General features: G+C 73.0%; 11 protein-coding genes and 3 pseudogenes. 4 read left to right on the top strand and 10 right to left on the bottom strand.

Annotated features, from left to right (window positions below; genetic code table 11):
- Positions 1–20 precede the first annotated feature (20 nt).
- Together IH80_RS0125455 and IH80_RS0125450 are read right to left on the bottom strand one after the other, a co-directional pair.
- Positions 21–2,954: an FAD-binding and (Fe-S)-binding domain-containing protein gene (locus tag IH80_RS0125455; RefSeq protein WP_030963571.1), complete on the bottom strand. Its 2,934-nt coding sequence runs from the start codon at positions 2,952–2,954 to the stop codon at positions 21–23.
- 40 nt (positions 2,955–2,994) lie between these two features.
- Complete coding sequence (locus tag IH80_RS0125450; protein ID WP_030963570.1) at positions 2,995–3,447, bottom strand: MarR family winged helix-turn-helix transcriptional regulator; 453 nt, start codon at positions 3,445–3,447, stop codon at positions 2,995–2,997.
- 167 nt (positions 3,448–3,614) lie between these two features.
- On the opposite strand from IH80_RS0125450, the gene IH80_RS0125445 reads away from it, so the two are divergent.
- Both IH80_RS0125445 and mltG read left to right on the top strand, forming a co-directional pair.
- Positions 3,615–5,477 carry an ABC transporter ATP-binding protein gene (locus IH80_RS0125445; protein WP_051809904.1) on the top strand — a complete coding sequence of 621 codons (1,863 nt, stop codon included), beginning with the start codon at positions 3,615–3,617 and terminating at the stop codon, positions 5,475–5,477.
- 63 nt (positions 5,478–5,540) lie between these two features.
- The gene (mltG, locus tag IH80_RS0125440) at positions 5,541–6,380 is read left to right on the top strand and encodes an endolytic transglycosylase MltG (RefSeq protein WP_030963567.1); all 840 of its coding nucleotides are present in this window, start codon (positions 5,541–5,543) and stop codon (positions 6,378–6,380) included.
- Positions 6,381–6,390: 10 nt separating this feature from the next.
- Here the strand turns inward: mltG and IH80_RS0125435 are convergent.
- From IH80_RS0125435 to IH80_RS0125425, 3 genes and pseudogenes are all read right to left on the bottom strand, one after another.
- Positions 6,391–6,729, bottom strand: a pseudogene (locus IH80_RS0125435) (LuxR C-terminal-related transcriptional regulator); the annotation flags it as partial.
- On the bottom strand, positions 6,648–6,860 hold the full coding sequence (locus tag IH80_RS47415) for a histidine kinase (RefSeq protein ID WP_420708855.1): 213 nt from the start codon (positions 6,858–6,860) through the stop codon (positions 6,648–6,650). The pseudogene IH80_RS0125435 and the gene IH80_RS47415, both read right to left, overlap by 82 nt.
- A gap of 632 nt (positions 6,861–7,492) precedes the next feature.
- A complete protein-coding gene (locus IH80_RS0125425; protein WP_030963563.1) occupies positions 7,493–8,584 on the bottom strand; it encodes a serine hydrolase domain-containing protein in 1,092 nt (363 codons plus the stop codon).
- 94 nt (positions 8,585–8,678) lie between these two features.
- On the opposite strand from IH80_RS0125425, the gene IH80_RS42655 reads away from it, so the two are divergent.
- Positions 8,679–9,455, top strand: a complete 777-nt coding sequence (locus IH80_RS42655) for a MerR family transcriptional regulator (RefSeq protein WP_078906743.1) — start codon at positions 8,679–8,681, stop codon at positions 9,453–9,455.
- A 45-nt stretch (positions 9,456–9,500) separates the two neighbouring features.
- Here the strand turns inward: IH80_RS42655 and IH80_RS0125415 are convergent.
- The 5 genes and pseudogenes from IH80_RS0125415 to IH80_RS0125395 all read right to left on the bottom strand — a co-directional run.
- Positions 9,501–10,589 (bottom strand): annotated as a pseudogene (locus IH80_RS0125415) (FAD-dependent oxidoreductase); the annotation flags it as partial.
- A 52-nt stretch (positions 10,590–10,641) separates the two neighbouring features.
- A pseudogene (locus tag IH80_RS39700) lies at positions 10,642–12,014 on the bottom strand (cytochrome P450).
- A gap of 96 nt (positions 12,015–12,110) precedes the next feature.
- Positions 12,111–12,809 carry an HAD family hydrolase gene (locus tag IH80_RS0125405; protein WP_037881068.1) on the bottom strand — a complete coding sequence of 233 codons (699 nt, stop codon included), beginning with the start codon at positions 12,807–12,809 and terminating at the stop codon, positions 12,111–12,113.
- A gap of 45 nt (positions 12,810–12,854) precedes the next feature.
- Positions 12,855–13,334, bottom strand: a complete 480-nt coding sequence (locus tag IH80_RS0125400; RefSeq protein WP_030963557.1) for an Lrp/AsnC family transcriptional regulator — start codon at positions 13,332–13,334, stop codon at positions 12,855–12,857.
- Positions 13,335–13,359: 25 nt separating this feature from the next.
- The gene (locus IH80_RS0125395) at positions 13,360–14,163 is read right to left on the bottom strand and encodes a YoaK family protein (RefSeq protein WP_158943602.1); all 804 of its coding nucleotides are present in this window, start codon (positions 14,161–14,163) and stop codon (positions 13,360–13,362) included.
- A 24-nt stretch (positions 14,164–14,187) separates the two neighbouring features.
- On the opposite strand from IH80_RS0125395, the gene IH80_RS0125390 reads away from it, so the two are divergent.
- Positions 14,188–14,781: a histidine phosphatase family protein gene (locus IH80_RS0125390; protein WP_030963554.1), complete on the top strand. Its 594-nt coding sequence runs from the start codon at positions 14,188–14,190 to the stop codon at positions 14,779–14,781.
- The last annotated feature ends 27 nt before the right edge of the window (positions 14,782–14,808 follow it).

Genomic DNA, 14,808 nt, shown 5'->3' with positions numbered 1-14,808 from the left:
GGGGGCGCGCGCACCGGCGCTCACGGGCGGGTGGCGCGCTCCAGTTCGATCAGGGCCGAGTAGTAGCTCCGGCCGGTGGCCCGGTCCATGCCCACCTCGCACATCCGGTTCGACGACAGGTGCGCGTCGAAGGGCCGCGCGGTCACCTCCGCGGCCTCCCGGGCCGTCGCGGCGGCCGTCAGTTCCGGGTGCAGCATGCCCCGGTCGCCGGCGAACGCGCAGCAGCCCGCGTCGTCCGGGACCACCACCTCGTCGGCGCAGGCCTCGGCGACCGCCCGCAGGTGCGGTTCGTCGCCCAGGTGACGCGTCGAGCAGGTGGGGTGGAGGACGGCCGAACCCACCGTGCGCCGCACCTCCAGGCGCGGCAGCAGCTCCTCCGCGGCCCACACGACCGAGTCGACGATCCGCAACTCCTCGTGCAGGGAACGGTTGTCCGGCGTCAGGTACGGGACCACCTCCCGGGCGATGCCCAGGGTGCAGGAGGAGGCGTCGACGACCAGCGGCAGGCGTCCGCCGGCCGTCCAGCCCCAGGCCGCCTCGACGATCCGGTTGGCCATCACCCGGTTGCCCGCCTCGTAGCCCTTGGAGTGCCAGATCGTCGCGCAGCAGGTGCCCGTCACGTCGCGGGGGATCCAGACCGGCTTCCCGGCCCGTTCCGACAGGGCCACCACGGCCTGCGGAAGCGTCGGACCGGGCCTGTCGTCCGGCCCGCCGACGATCCGGTTGACGCAGGCCGGGTAGTAGACGGCCGCGGCGCCCGACCGCCGGGTCGTGGGCGGTTTCCCGGCAGCGCCGGGGATCTGCGGCAGCCACCGCGGTACCAGGCCGGGTCCTACGGCCCTGCGCGCGGCCCCGGTGGCAGCCTCCAGCAGGCGGTCCCGGACCCGGTCGGGGATCCGGCCGGCGGTGGCGAGGGCCGTCCGGGCGGCGGCCTCGACGGCGCCGAAGTGCCGGGCCGCCAGCGCGGCGGCCGCCTCCTCGCGCCCGCCGTGCCGCCGGTGGCGGAAGTCCCGCATCAGCGCCCCGGTGTCGATCCCGACCGGGCAGGCGAGCCGGCAGGTCGAATCGCCCGCGCAGGTGTCCACCGCGTCGTAGCCGTAGGCGCCGAGCAGTCCTTCCAGCAGCGGCGAGCCGGGCTGCTGGCGGACCATTTCGCGGCGCAGCACGATGCGCTGGCGCGGAGTGGTCGTCAGGTCCCCGCTCGGACAGGCAGGTTCGCAGAACCCGCACTCGATGCAGGGATCGGCCTCCGCCTCCACGCGCGGAATGGTCTTCAGGCCGCGCAGGTGGGCCCGCGGGTCGCGGTCGAGGAGGATCCGCGGGGCGAGCACGCCGTCCGGGTCGACGAGCCGTTTGGTGCGCCACATCAGGCCGGCGGCCCTGGGGCCCCACTCCAGTTCCAGGAAGGGGGCCATGTTGCGGCCGGTCGAGTGCTCGGCCTTCAGGGAGCCGTCGAAGCGTTCCACGGTGAGCCGGCAGAAGGCCTCCATGAAGGCGGCGTACCGCTCGACGTCCTCGGGGTCGGCGGCGTCGAAGGCGAGCAGGAAGTGCAGGTTCCCGTGGGCGGCGTGACCGGCGACCGCGGCGTCGAAGCCGTGCTCCGCCTGGAGGTCGAGGAGGGCCGCGCAGGCCTCGGCCAGCCGGGACGGCGGCACCGCGAAGTCCTCGGTGATCAGGGTGGTGCCGCGGGCACGGGCGCCGCCGACGGCGGTGACGAAGGCCTTGCGGGCCTTCCAGTAGCCGCTGATGGTCCGTGGGTCGCCGGTGAACCGGTTGGTGACCGAGGGCACCGGGGCGACCAGGTCGAGGCCTTCGAGGGCGGTCGCCGCGCGGCGTGCGCACGCGTCACGGCCGGCCGCGTCCGGAGCCCGGAACTCCACGAGCAGGGCCGTGGTCGTCCGGGGCAGTCCGGCCCAGTCGGCCGGCACCCCCTCGACGCTGACCGAGGCCCGCAGGGTGTTCCCGTCCATCAGCTCGACGGCGAGGGCGCCCGCCTCGTTGAAGCGGGGTACGGCCGCGGCCGCGGCGGGCAGTGAGGGGAAGAAGAGCAGGGCGGCGCACCGTTCGCGGTCCAGCGGGAGGGTGTCGAGGACGACTTCGGAAATGAAGCCGAGGGTGCCCTCCGAACCGACCATGAGCCCGCGCAGGATCTCGACGGGGGTGTTGCCGTCCAGGTAGGCGTCGAGCCGGTAGCCGGTGGTGTTCTTGATCTCGTACTTGGCGCGGATCCGCGCGGTCAGCGCGGGGTCCGCCTCGACCTCCCGCTTGATCGCCATCAGTCCGCGGCAGAGGGCCGGTTCGGCGCGCGCCAGTTCCTCGTCGGCCAGCGGGTCCGCGGTGTCCACGACGGTGCCGCCGGGCAGCACGAAGGTGAGGGAGGACAGCGTGCGGTAGGAGTTCCTCGTGGTGCCCGCCGTCATGCCGGACGCGTTGTTGGCGACGACACCCCCGACGGTGCAGGCGATCGCGCTGGCCGGGTCGGGGCCGAGGACCCGGCCGTGGCGGGCCAGCGCGGCGTTGGCCCGCAGCACGGTGGTGCCGGGCCGGATACGGGCCCGCCGGCCCTCCTCCAGCACCTCGACGCCGGCCCAGTGACGGCGTACGTCCACCAGGATGTCCTCTCCCTGGGCCTGCCCGTTGAGCGAGGTCCCGGCGGCGCGGAAGACGACCTCCCGCTGCCGGCCGCGGGCGTAGGAGAGGACCGCGGAGACGTCGTCGATGTCCTCGGCGACCACCACGACCTGGGGCACGAAGCGGTAGGGGGAGGCGTCGGAGGCGTAGCGGACCAGGTCGGAGACCTTCCACAGCACCTTCTCGGCGCCCAGCAGCTCCGTCAGCTCGCTACGGAGCGGCTCCGGCGTGCCCGTCGCCCGGTGCGGGGGGACCCGGTCGGGGGCGGGGCCGCCGATGTCGCGCGGGCGCAGGGCCCCCGGCTCCGGTTCCAGCAGCGGCATGTGCGACCCCTCGCCTCGGCGCGGCCCTCGAGTGGCCCATTCAGCAGGTGCGCTCCGCCGGGGCGTCCGACAGGGCGTTCAGCAGACCGCCGAGCACCTCGCGCTGGTCGGCGGTCAACGGAGCCAGGATCTCCTCTGCGGCGTCGGTCCGCGCGTTGCGCAGACGGCGCAGCGTGGCGCGGCCGGTGTCGGTGAGCTCGATCCTGATGACGCGGCGGTTCGCCGGGTCGGGCACGCGCCGTACGCACTCGGCCGCCTCCAGCCCGTCGACCAGGGTGGTCACCGCGCGGGGGACGACCTCCAGCCGGGCGGCGAGGTCCGCCATCCGGGGCGGCTGCTCGCCCTCGTAATGCGAGACGAGGCGCAGCAGCCGACTCTGGGCGGGAGTGATCCCGAGCGGCACCATGTGGCGCTTCTGGATCCGGTGGAGCCTGCGCGTCAGGCGCAGGAGCTGTTCGGCGAGGAGGCGATCGGTGTCGGAGGCGGAGCTCATGCGGGAACGATATCAGGACCCCGTTCATTGTGAGCATAGGTAACAATGACCTATGCTCCTATGGTGTCGGCTCCGTCCGAGCAGGCTCCGTCCGGGCCGGCTCCGTGAGGAACCCGACCGCTCCGCCGAGCCCTGACCCCCTTCCCCCGACCCCCGAGAGGGTGCCCATGCCACACGACGAACCGAAGTGGACCCCGTCGAAAGACCCCCTCGATCCGACCCGGCCCGCCCCGGCGGAGCAGCCCCGGGAGCTGCGCCGGATCGTCGCGCTGTTCCGGCCCTACCGCGGTCGGCTCGCCGTCGTCGGCCTGCTCGTCTGCGCCTCCTCGCTGGTCGGCGTCGCCTCGCCGTTCCTGCTCAAGGAGATCCTCGACGTCGCGATCCCGCAGGGCCGCACCGGACTGCTCAGCCTGCTCGCGCTCGGCATGATCCTCACCGCCGTCGTCACCAGCGTCTTCGGCGTGCTGCAGACCCTGATATCCACCACCGTGGGGCAGCGCGTCATGCACGACCTGCGCACCGCCGTCTACGCGCAGCTCCAGCGGATGCCGCTGGCCTTCTTCACCCGGACCCGCACCGGGGAGGTGCAGTCCCGCATCGCCAACGACATCGGCGGCATGCAGGCCACCGTCACCTCGACCGCGACCTCGCTCGTCTCCAACCTGACGGCCGTCATCGCCACCGTGGTCGCCATGCTCGCGCTCGACTGGCGGCTCACCGTGGTCTCCCTGCTCCTCCTGCCCGTCTTCGTGTGGATCAGCCGGAGGGTCGGGCACGAGCGCAAGAAGATCACGACGAAGCGCCAGAAGCAGATGGCCGCCATGGCCGCGACGGTCACCGAGTCGCTCTCGGTCAGCGGCATCCTGCTCGGGCGCACCATGGGCCGTTCAGAGTCCCTCACCGCCGCCTTCTCCGCCGAGTCCGAGAAGCTCGTCGACCTCGAGGTGCGCTCCAGCATGGCCGGGCGCTGGCGGATGTCCACCATCGGCATCGTCATGGCCGCCATGCCCGCGCTGATCTACTGGGCCGCCGGCATCGCCCTCCAGACCGGCGCCCCCTCCCTCTCCGTCGGTACCCTCGTCGCCTTCGTCACCCTCCAGCAGGGACTCTTCCGGCCCGCCGTGAGCCTGCTGTCGACCGGTGTGCAGATACAGACCTCGCTCGCGCTGTTCGCCCGCATCTTCGAGTACCTCGACCTGCCCGTGGACATCACGGAGCGCGCCGACCCGGTCCGCCTGGACCGCGCCAAGGGTGAGGTCGCCCTGGAGGACGTGCACTTCACCTACGACTCCGAGAACGGCCCGACCCTCACGGGGATCGACATCACCGTCCCGGCCGGCGGCTCGCTCGCCGTGGTCGGTCCGACGGGCTCCGGGAAGAGCACCCTCAGCTACCTCGTGCCCCGGCTCTACGACGTCACCCGCGGCCGGGTCGCCATCGACGGGGTGGACGTGCGGGACCTCGACTTCGACTCGCTGGCCCGCTCCATCGGCGTGGTCTCCCAGGAGACCTACCTTTTCCACGCCTCGGTCGCGGACAACCTGCGCTTCGCCAAGCCGGACGCCACCGACGAGGAGATCACCGAGGCGGCCCGCGCCGCCCAGATCCACGACCACATCGCGTCCCTGCCCGACGGCTACGACACCCTGGTCGGCGAGCGCGGCTACCGCTTCTCCGGAGGCGAGAAGCAGCGGCTCGCCATCGCCCGCACCATCCTGAGGGACCCGCCGGTGCTCATCCTCGACGAGGCCACCAGCGCCCTCGACACCCGTACCGAGCACGCCGTCCAGCAGGCCATCGACCACCTGTCCGCGGGCCGCACCACCATCACCATCGCGCACCGGCTGTCCACCGTGCGCGACGCCGACCAGATCGTGGTCCTCGACGGCGGGCGCATAGCCGAGCGCGGCACCCACGAGGAGCTCCTGAAGGCGGACGGCCGGTACGCGGCCCTGGTCCGCCGGGACCGGGACGCCGCGCTCGCCCCCGAGCCGCCGGAGGACGCCCCGCTGGCTCCGGTGAATGTGTGACGGTATGACCGGCACACGAGCTGAATGTCGGAAAATAAACGGTCTGCGGGTTAGCGTTCCGGCATGAGTCATGCGTACCGGCCGCCCCGGCGCCGATCCCGGCTCACCCGCCGTGGCCGACTGGCGCTCTTCCTCGGCGTGCTGCTCACTGGGGCCGTCCTGATCCCGGTCCTGCGAGGTGGGGCGGGGCCGGAGGAGCCGCGCCGGCTGACGATCCCCGAGGGCTGGCGCGCGTCGCAGGTGTACGCCGCGGTGGACCGCGAACTGAAGCTTCCGCCGGGATCCGCCAAGTCGGCGGCGCTCGCCGTGGCTCCGGCACTGCCCGCGGAGGCCAAGGGGAACCCGGAGGGGTACCTCTTTCCGGCGACGTACCCGGTGACCTCGAAGACGACCCCGGCCACCCTGCTCGGCCAGATGGTGCGCACGGCCCACGAGAAGCTCACCACCAAGGCGGTGGCCGACGGCAGCAGGTCCCACGGGATGACCCCGTACCAGACGGCGACGATGGCCAGCGTCATCGAGGCGGAGGCCGAGAACCGCGCCGACATGGGCAAGGTCGCCCGGGTGGTGCACAACCGGCTGGCGAAGTCGATGCCGCTCCAGATGGACTCCACCATCAACTACGCGCTGAACCGCAGCACCGTCGACACCACGCTGAGCGACACCCGGATCGACAGCCCCTTCAACACGTACGAACGCCAGGGCCTCCCACCCACCCCGATCGACAATCCGGGCATGGAGGCGATGGCGGCGGCCGTCGCACCGACACCGGGCAACTGGCTGTACTTCGTCACCGTCAAGCCGGGAGACACCCGCTTCTCGGCGACGTACGAGGAGCACAAGAAGCACGTGGCGGAGTTCAACAAGCACCGCGCCGCCCACGCGGGCCCGCGCGCGGGCTGACGTCGCCCGCCTACGTCTCCAGATAGCGGAGCACTGCGAGGATGCGGCGGCTGTAGCCGCTGGTGTGCGACAGCTCCAGCTTCTCGAAAACGGCGTTGAGGTTCTTCTCGACCGAACTCAGCGAGATGTGCGGCTCATTCGCGATGGCCGTGTTCGTCAGGCCCTGGGCCAGGGCCTCCAGCACCGTGCGCTCGCGCGGGGTGAGCCGGGCCAGTGGGTCGCCGTGGGTGGTGCGGACGACCAGCTGTCGCACCACCTCCGGGTCGATCACGGCCCCGCCCGCCCGGATCCGCTCCAGCGCCTCGAGGAACTCCTCCACCTGCGCCACCCGGTCCTTGAGCAGGTAGCCAGGGTGTCGGCCTGCCGGGGATCGCGCTCCCGGCTGCGGCGCGCGCGGCCCAGCAGCATGGCCAGGGCCACAAGCCGCTGCTGGACCCCGTCGTGCAGGTCGCGTTCGATGCGCCGGCGCTCGGTGTCCACGGCCCGCACGACGCGGCCCGGCTGGGGGCCAGTTCGTCGATGCGCCGCTGGAGCAGCTCGCGCTCGGAGGGGCCGAAGCACTCGCGGGCGAGCCGCGCCTCGAGGGCGGCCAGCGAGGCCGGGCCCTGTACGTCGAGGAAGAGCAGGACCCCGCCCAGCAGCACCTGGGTCAGGAGCTCGGTCCAGGCCGGTGTGCCGCGTACCGCCGCACCGAGGAGCAGGGCAGCCAGGACCGTGCCGAACCCCAGCAGCCCGATCACGACGGAGCAGAGCAACCCCGTGCAGCAGCGGGCCAGGAGGAAGCGCAGGGTCTTCCCGTCGGTGGTCTCGTACGGCTCGGGGAAGAGGTCGCCGAAGAACTCGCAGCGGCGCACCCGCTCCAGGGCCGCCAGCCGGTGAGCACCGCCGGAGAGGATGCCCAGGGCCTCCGGGCGCGTACGGGGCCACAGGAGGTAGGGGCCCAGTGCGATGCCCGTGACGAGGAAGTACGCGAGGCCGATCAGGGCGGTGGCACAGCTGAGCAGTACGCCGAGGCACCGGCGCGGCCACGACGTGGGTCGGGCCGCCGCCCGGTCCTCAGGAAAGCGGCTTTCCGCCGCCCCCGGTAAGTCGCCTCGCACGGTGCCCGAGCCTTAGGCGAACACCGCCTTGACCAGTGTCTGCTTCACCTTCTCGAACGCCCCGGCCATGGTGGGCAGGTCCATTTCGGCGTCCCCGGAGGTCAGCGAGCCGGTCAGGGTCTTGGTCCCGTCGGGCGTGCTGTACATCATTGCGCCCCAGCCCCAGAACCCTCCGTTGTGGTGGAGGACGGTGCCGCCGCCGTCCAGCTCCTCCACGAACACCCCCAGGCCGTAACCCATCGTGGGGTCCGCGACGCGCATCTCGGCCAGAAGCTCGGTCGAGATGAGCTTGCCGCTGTTCAGCGCGGAGAAGAACGTGTGGAGGTCCCGGGTGGTCGAGATCATGTCGCCAGCGGCGGATACCCAGGAGGGATTGAAGCGGGTGGTGTCGACCACCTTCCACTGTCCGGCGTCGTCGTAGCCGAAGTAGCCGTGGGCGTGCGGCTCGGGGATGTCCTCCCGGGTCTCCGGCAGCAGGGTGCCCGTCAGCCCGAGCGGGCCCAGGATCAGCCGGTGCGTCTCCTCGGGCAGCGAGCGGCCGGTGACCTGCTCGATCAGCAGCTTGGCCAGGACATAGTTGGTGTTGGAGTAGCTCCAGGCCGTCCCCGGCTCGAACCGCGCCGGCTTCGCCAACGCCCCCCGCACCAGCTCCTCCGGCCGGTAGGTCGCGTGCTGCAGGTCCACCCATTCCTTGCCCCATCCGGCAACCACACCGGGTTCGACCGATCCGTCCTTGGAGAACTCGCCGGTGAAGTTGAACAGCCCGCTGGTGTGCTGCAGGAGCATCCGTACCGTGATCCGCCGGTCGAGCCCGAACTCGGGCAAGTGGCCGGCCACCAGGTCCTCGAGGCCGAGCCGGCCCTCGGCCACCAGCTGCAGGACGACGGTCGCGACGAAGGTCTTGGTGACGCTGCCGACCCGGAAGTGCCCGTCGGTCGGCGGCTTCGCGGTCCGGCCCAGCTCGCTCACCCCGGCGCTGCCGACCCACTCGCCGAGTTCGTCGTTCACGCGCAGCTGCACGCCGGAGAAACCGGCGTCGACGATCTCCTGCATGGCCTTCCGCAGCTCGGGGCGGTCCTGCGCGGTGGTGTTCTGCTCACTCATGTGATTCCTCATCTCGCGTCGGCGGGTGTGCGTTGAGCGTGGACCCTGACCCAAGGTCAAGGTCAAGGCGATAGATGAGCGCTAGGCTCGCCCCATGGCAGACGGGCTCACGATCGGTCAGGCGGCGGCTTTCGTCGACATCACCGTCAAGACGGTGCGGCACTACCACCGGCTCGGCCTGATCGCCGAACCGGAACGGGACCATTCCGGCTACCGGCGCTACGGTTCGGCCGACCTGCTGCGCCTTGTCCAGGTCCGGGCCCTGGCCGGGGCAGGCGTGCCGCTGGCCGAGATCGGCGAGCTGCTCGACGCCGAGCCCGAGCGGTTCGCCACCGCCCTGGACGACGTCCGCCGTCGGCTCACCGAACAGATCGAGGAGCTGACCGCCCGCCGCGACACCCTGCACCGGCTCGCCCACGGTGACCGCGCCCTGCTGCCCGACCGGGCCTGCGCGGTCCTGGAGCGACTCGCCGAGCTCGACTTCAGCCCCGACTACGTCACCACCCAGCGGGAGGCCCTGGTGCTGTCGCGGGCGCTTGCTCCCGAGGTCTTCGACCTCTTCCTGGCCAACCTCGAACACCGGCTCGACGACCCCGAGTTCGTCGAGTTGACCAAGCGCGGCTGGGAGGCGAGGTCCTGGGATCCCGACGACCCGCGGATCGAGGAGCTGGCCTCAGCGGTGGCCGCCAACCTGCTGGGCGTCCGCGCGCTGCTGACGCTGTCGGCCAAGCGACCGCACGGGCCCGACGCGGCCTCCCGGTACGGCGTGGTCAACCACCACCGGGAGGACGAGGCACCGTCCATCGCGCGGCTGAACGGGCTGGTCGAGGGGCACCTGCGCGCGGCGGGCATTGATATCCCGCGTCAGTGACGGTCTGCTGCGAACTTGATCGCCCGGACAGGGCTTAGTGACGGCCCGTTCGCGGGACAGCAGGCGGCGGATCTCGCGGACCGCCGCCCCTCCCGCGCGGTTGGCGCCGATGGTCGATGCCGACGGGCCGTAGCCGACCAGGTGGATCCGTTCGTCCCGTACCGCCCGGGTCCCCTCGACGCGGATGCCGCCGCCCGGCTCGCGCAGGCGCAGCGGCGCCAGGTGGTCGACGGCCGCGCGGAACCCGGTGGCCCACAGGATGACGTCCGCGTCCACCCGGCTGCCGTCGGCCCAGGCGGCGCCGGTGGGGGTGAGCCGGTCGAACACGGGCAGCCGGTTCAGGACGCCCGAGGCCAGACCGGCCCGGACGGCCTCGTTCAGCGGGAGGCCCGTCACGCTGACCACGCTCTGCGGCGGGAGCCCCCGGCGTACCCGCTCGTCCACCAGGGCCACCGCCGCCCGCCCCTCGGCCTCCCCGAAGCTTCCGTCGCGGAAGACCGGGGGCCGCCGCGTCACCCAGGTGGTCCGGGCCGCCACCTCGGCGATCTCCAGCAGGTGCTGGACCGCCGACGTGCCGCCGCCCACGACGATCACCCGCTCGTCGGCGAACTCCTGCGGCCCCGGGTAGTTCGCGGTGTGCAGCAGGCGGCCGCGGAACGTCTCCTGCCCCGGGTAGCGCGGCCAGAAGGGGCGGTCCCAGGTCCCGGTGGCGTTGACCAGGGCCCGCGCCGACCAGACGCCGGCCGATGTTTCCACGCGCAGCCGCCCGCCGTCCCCCTCGCGCACGGCCGACACGTCCACCGGGCGCCGTACGCGCAGGCCGAAGCGGTCCTCGTAGGCGGCGAAGTACTCCCCGATCACCTCCGACGAGGGCCGCAGCGGGTCGGCGCCGGTCAGCTCCATGCCGGGCAGGGCGTGCATGCCGTGGACCTTGCCGTAGGTGAGCGAGGGCCACCGGAACTGCCAGGCGCCGCCCGGGCGGGGCGCGTGGTCGAGGACCACGTGGTCGAGCCCCGCCCGCGTCAGGTGGTACGCGCTGGACAGGCCCGCCTGCCCGGCGCCGACGACCACCACGTCCACGTCCCCGGCTGCGTCCACCACCGTGCCCGCGTACCCGCCGCCCGTGCTCCGCATCAGATCGTTCACGGTTCTACCAACTCGCGGAGGCCGCAGGATCTTCCCGCCGCTACGCCCTCCTGGCGCCGGCGGGCCCGCGCAGCGTGGCCAGGACCGGACGGTCGGGCTGGAGGGTGAGGCCGGGGAAGACCCCGGCCCGCTCGCTCCCGCTGTCCAGGTGGAACCGCTGCCCCAGGACAGCCAGTACGAGTGCGGCCTCCACCAGCGCGAACCGCGCGCCCAGGCAGGCCCGCGGGCCGCCGCCGAAGGGGAACCAGGCGTGCTCGGGCACCCGGTGCGGGGCGTCGTCGTCCCACCGCTCGGGGCGGAAGGCCTCCGGGTCGGGGAACCACCGCCGGTCGCGGTGCACCGACCAGGGGCTGGTCCACACCGACGTCCCCGCCGGCACCGGGCGCCCGCCGAGGGTCGCGCCCTCGGTGGCCACCGCAGAGATCAGCCAGATCGGCGGATAGAGGCGCAGCGTCTCCTTGACCACCTGCCGGGTCCACGGCAGCCGTGCGTAGTCGTCGTAGGTCGGCAAGCGCCCGCCGAGTACGCGGTCCAGCTCCTCCGTCAGCCGGGCCCGCGCCTCCGTCGCCCCCGACAGCAGCTGCCACGCCCAGGTCAGGGTGGTCGAGGTGGTCTCGTGCCCGCCGATGTACAGAGTGATCGACTCGTCCCGCAGCTCCTTGCGGGACAGCGGGCCGCCGTGTTCGTCGCGTGCCGCGAGCAGCCGGCTCAGCAGGTCGTCCCGCTCCGCGCCGGCCGCCGACGCCGCCTCGTGCTCCCGAATGACGTGTTCGATCTCCTGGTCGAGGACCGCCACCGCCTCCCGCATGCGGCGGCGGCCGGGGTGCGCACCCACGGCGGCAGGAACAGCGTCAGTCCGCGGAACTCCGCGCCGAGTTCGCGCTGTGCCGTGGCCATTGCCGCGCTGATGGGTGCCTCGCGGCCCGCGGCGTCGCTGCCGAACAGCGTGCGCACGGCGATCCGTTGGGTCAGGCCGGCCATCTCCCGGTGCACGTCGATCCGCGTGCCCTCCTGCCAGCCGCGGGCCAGCGCGTCCGCGCACTCCACCATGGTCGCGGCGTACGAGCGGACCTGGCGCGGCCGTACGGCAGGCTGGACCAGGGCCCGTTTGCGCCGCCAGTCGTCCCCGGTGGCCACGACCACCCCGTCGCCGAGCAACTGGTGGAAGGCCCAGCCCAGTTCCGTCGGCCTGAAGGTGGATTCGACGGCGCCGAGCAGTTCGCCGGCGTGCTCGGGAAGGGAGACGAGGACGTTGCGCTTCGGGCCGAGGGACCAGGGCACCCAGTCCCCGTGGTCGTCGCGCAGGGATGTGAAGAAGGCCAGTGGATCGCGGGCGAAGGCGGGCAGGTTACCGAGCAGGGGCCACCGGCGCGGGCCGCCGCCGCGGGTGCCCGGGTGCAGGGTCGCGGTCACGCAGGCATGGTGACAGCCGCGCCCGCAGGGCACCAGAGCCCGGACCCGCCCGTCCCGGGCCGGCTCGTCCCCGGACCCGCCCGCTCCGGTGATCCGTCAGACGGTCCCGCGCGCGGTCCGCGACGCCGCGCGTGCGCTCAGCCACGCATACGCGGCGTCCGCGCTGAACTCCGGCTGCCCGCCCCGGAAGAGGAGCCCGGCGGACGCGAAGGCCGGGTCGTCCGCGATGTCCGCCGCGTACGGCACCACCACGCAGCCCATGCCCGCGGCCCGGGCGGCCCGCGCCCCCGGCGCCGCGTCCTCCACGACCACGCAGTCGGCCGGCTGCGCGCCCAGCCGGCGGGCCGCCTCCAGGAACACGTCCGGGGCGGGCTTGCCCCGCGCGACCTCCTCGGCGGACACCACCGTGGTCAGCGACGCGTCCAGGCCGGTGCCCGCCAGGACGGCGTCGATCGCCTCGCGCGAGGAACCGGAGGCCACGGCCATCGGCACCCCTTCGGCGCACAGCCGCTCGACGAGCCCCCGCATCTGCGGGAAGACCTCGGTCCGGGTGCGCGCGAGTTCGAGGTAGGCGGCGTTCTGCTCGGCGAGCAACTGCTCGACGGGGGCCGGGATCCCGTAGCGGTCCTTGAGGATCTCCAGGGTCTCCAGCGTGCCGATGCCGATGAAGCGGGAGTGCTGCTCCCACGTGAAATCGGGGACGCCGTGCCGCTCCAGCGTGCGGCGCCCGGACTCGTAGTAGTTCGGCTCGCTGTCCACGAGGGTGCCGTCGAGATCGAATATGACGGAAATCATCCGCTGTGCCCGTCCTGCCTGTCGCGTCCTGTTCCGATGATCCTGTCAGGTTTTGCGGGCATTGCGTCCCACGGATTCGACCAGAGGCAGCAGCCGGTGCGGGACCCGCTCGCGCAGGGCCACCTCCGTCCGGGTGCGGACCACGCCCGGGAGTCGGATCAGCCGCTGGATCACGTCCTCCAGGTGCTCGTTGTCCCGGGCCGCCACGCGGGTCAGCAGGTCCCCGCCGCCCGTGATCGAGAAGGCCTCGATGATCTCCGGTACGGCGGCCAGGGCGTCGCCCACGTCGTCCAGATGGCCCTGGGTGACCTCGATGTGCACGAAGGCCAGCACCGGATGGCCCAGCGCGGCGGGGGAGAGCACCGGCCCGGTCCCGGTGATCACGCCCGTGCGCTCCAGCCGGTCCAGCCGGGCCTGGAGGGTGCCGCGCGCGACCCCGAGGATCCGGGCGTATTCACGGACGCTGGTGCGCGGCTGCTCGATCAGCAGGCGCAGGATTCTGGTGTCGAGCTCGTCCACCGCCATGCCCGGACTTTACCAACGGCATAGTTCACGGCGATCGTTCCCGGCCGCCCGCCGGGCCGGTGTGCAGCGGGGGCTGCCCCCGATAGGCCAGACCCACGACCAGTACCGCGGCGGCGGCCGGCAGCAGGAGCCAGCCCACCGGGCACCCGGCCCGGATCAGCAGGGCCCCGACGAACCCCCCGGCGAAAATGGCGAGGATCGACAGGCCGCGCAGTCGCCAGCCGGCCGACCCGTATCCGTAGACGGCGTCGCGCCCCATGGCGGAGCCGCCGAGGAAGGCCGTCATGGACCGGGTGACCAGCGTCGTCGGCACACCGGGCACGTTCGCCCGCATGATCGTGGTGTTGCGCAGGCCCATCGCCAGCGCCAGGACCGCCGTGACCGCCAGGTGCCGCGGCGTCGGCGATCCGTACTGCGGCGCCAGTCCCCACGCCACGGCCGCTGCGGCCAGGAGCAGCCCGGCCTCGACGAGGAGGCCCATGACGAACCAGCGCCGGCCCCGGGCCTCCATCAGGGCCTCCACGTGGGAGCCGCAGACCACCCCGAGCACGAACGCGGCCAGCGAGATCCCGGCGGGCAGCGTCGGCAGCCTGCCCGCCTGCGCCGCGCCGAAGGCCAGGAACAGCACGTTCCCGGTCTGCATCGCCGTGAAGGCGGGCCCGAGCGCGAGCAGGCTGACCGCGTCGATCACCCCGGTCACCGCGGTCAGGGCGACCATCAGCGACGGCATGTGCGGCGGAAGCAGCGAACCGGCCGTCCGCGCGGCCCTCCGGTCCTCGTCCATGACGCCCGACAGTGACACGCCCGCCGGGTCCTCCCGCGCCGACATGCCGGAAGGCATAGGGTCCGGAGGGTGAGTGACCTGTTGCTGGTGAGACACGGCGAGACCGCCTGGAGCGCCGACGGGCGGCACACCGGGCGCACCGACATCCCACTGACCGCGCGCGGGGTCGAGGAGGCCATCTCCCTGGCCCCCTACTTCCAGCACCGGCGGCCCGCCCTGGTCCTGACCAGCCCGCTGCGCCGGGCCGTGGCCACCGCCGAGCTCGCCGGGCTCCCGGGCGCCGGCATCGACTCCGACCTGTACGAGTGGGACTACGGCGGCTACGAGGGCATCACCACCGTGGAGATCCACCGGGCCACGCCCGACTGGTCCCTGTGGACCCACGGCGTCCCGCCCGGCGACGCCGGGCACCCCGGCGAGAGCGCCGCCCAGGTGGGCGCACGCGCGGACCGGGTCCTGGCCCGGGTCGCGCCCGTGCTCCGCGCGGACGACGGTGACGTGGTGCTCGTCGCCCACGGCCACTTCCTGCGCGTCCTGACCGCCCGCTACCTGCGGCTGGAGCCCGAGCACGGCCGGCTCTTCCTGCTGCGCACGGGCACCGTCAGCACGCTCTCGACGGAACACGGCCTCCCCGTGATCGCAGGCTGGAACACCCGCCCCTGACGTGGGCGCTCTCGCCTCGCGCGTCGG

This window comes from Streptomyces sp. NRRL S-378, assembly GCF_000720645.1.
GTDB lineage: Bacteria > Actinomycetota > Actinomycetes > Streptomycetales > Streptomycetaceae > Streptomyces.
This window is presented reverse-complemented; position numbering and strand designations above follow the sequence as displayed.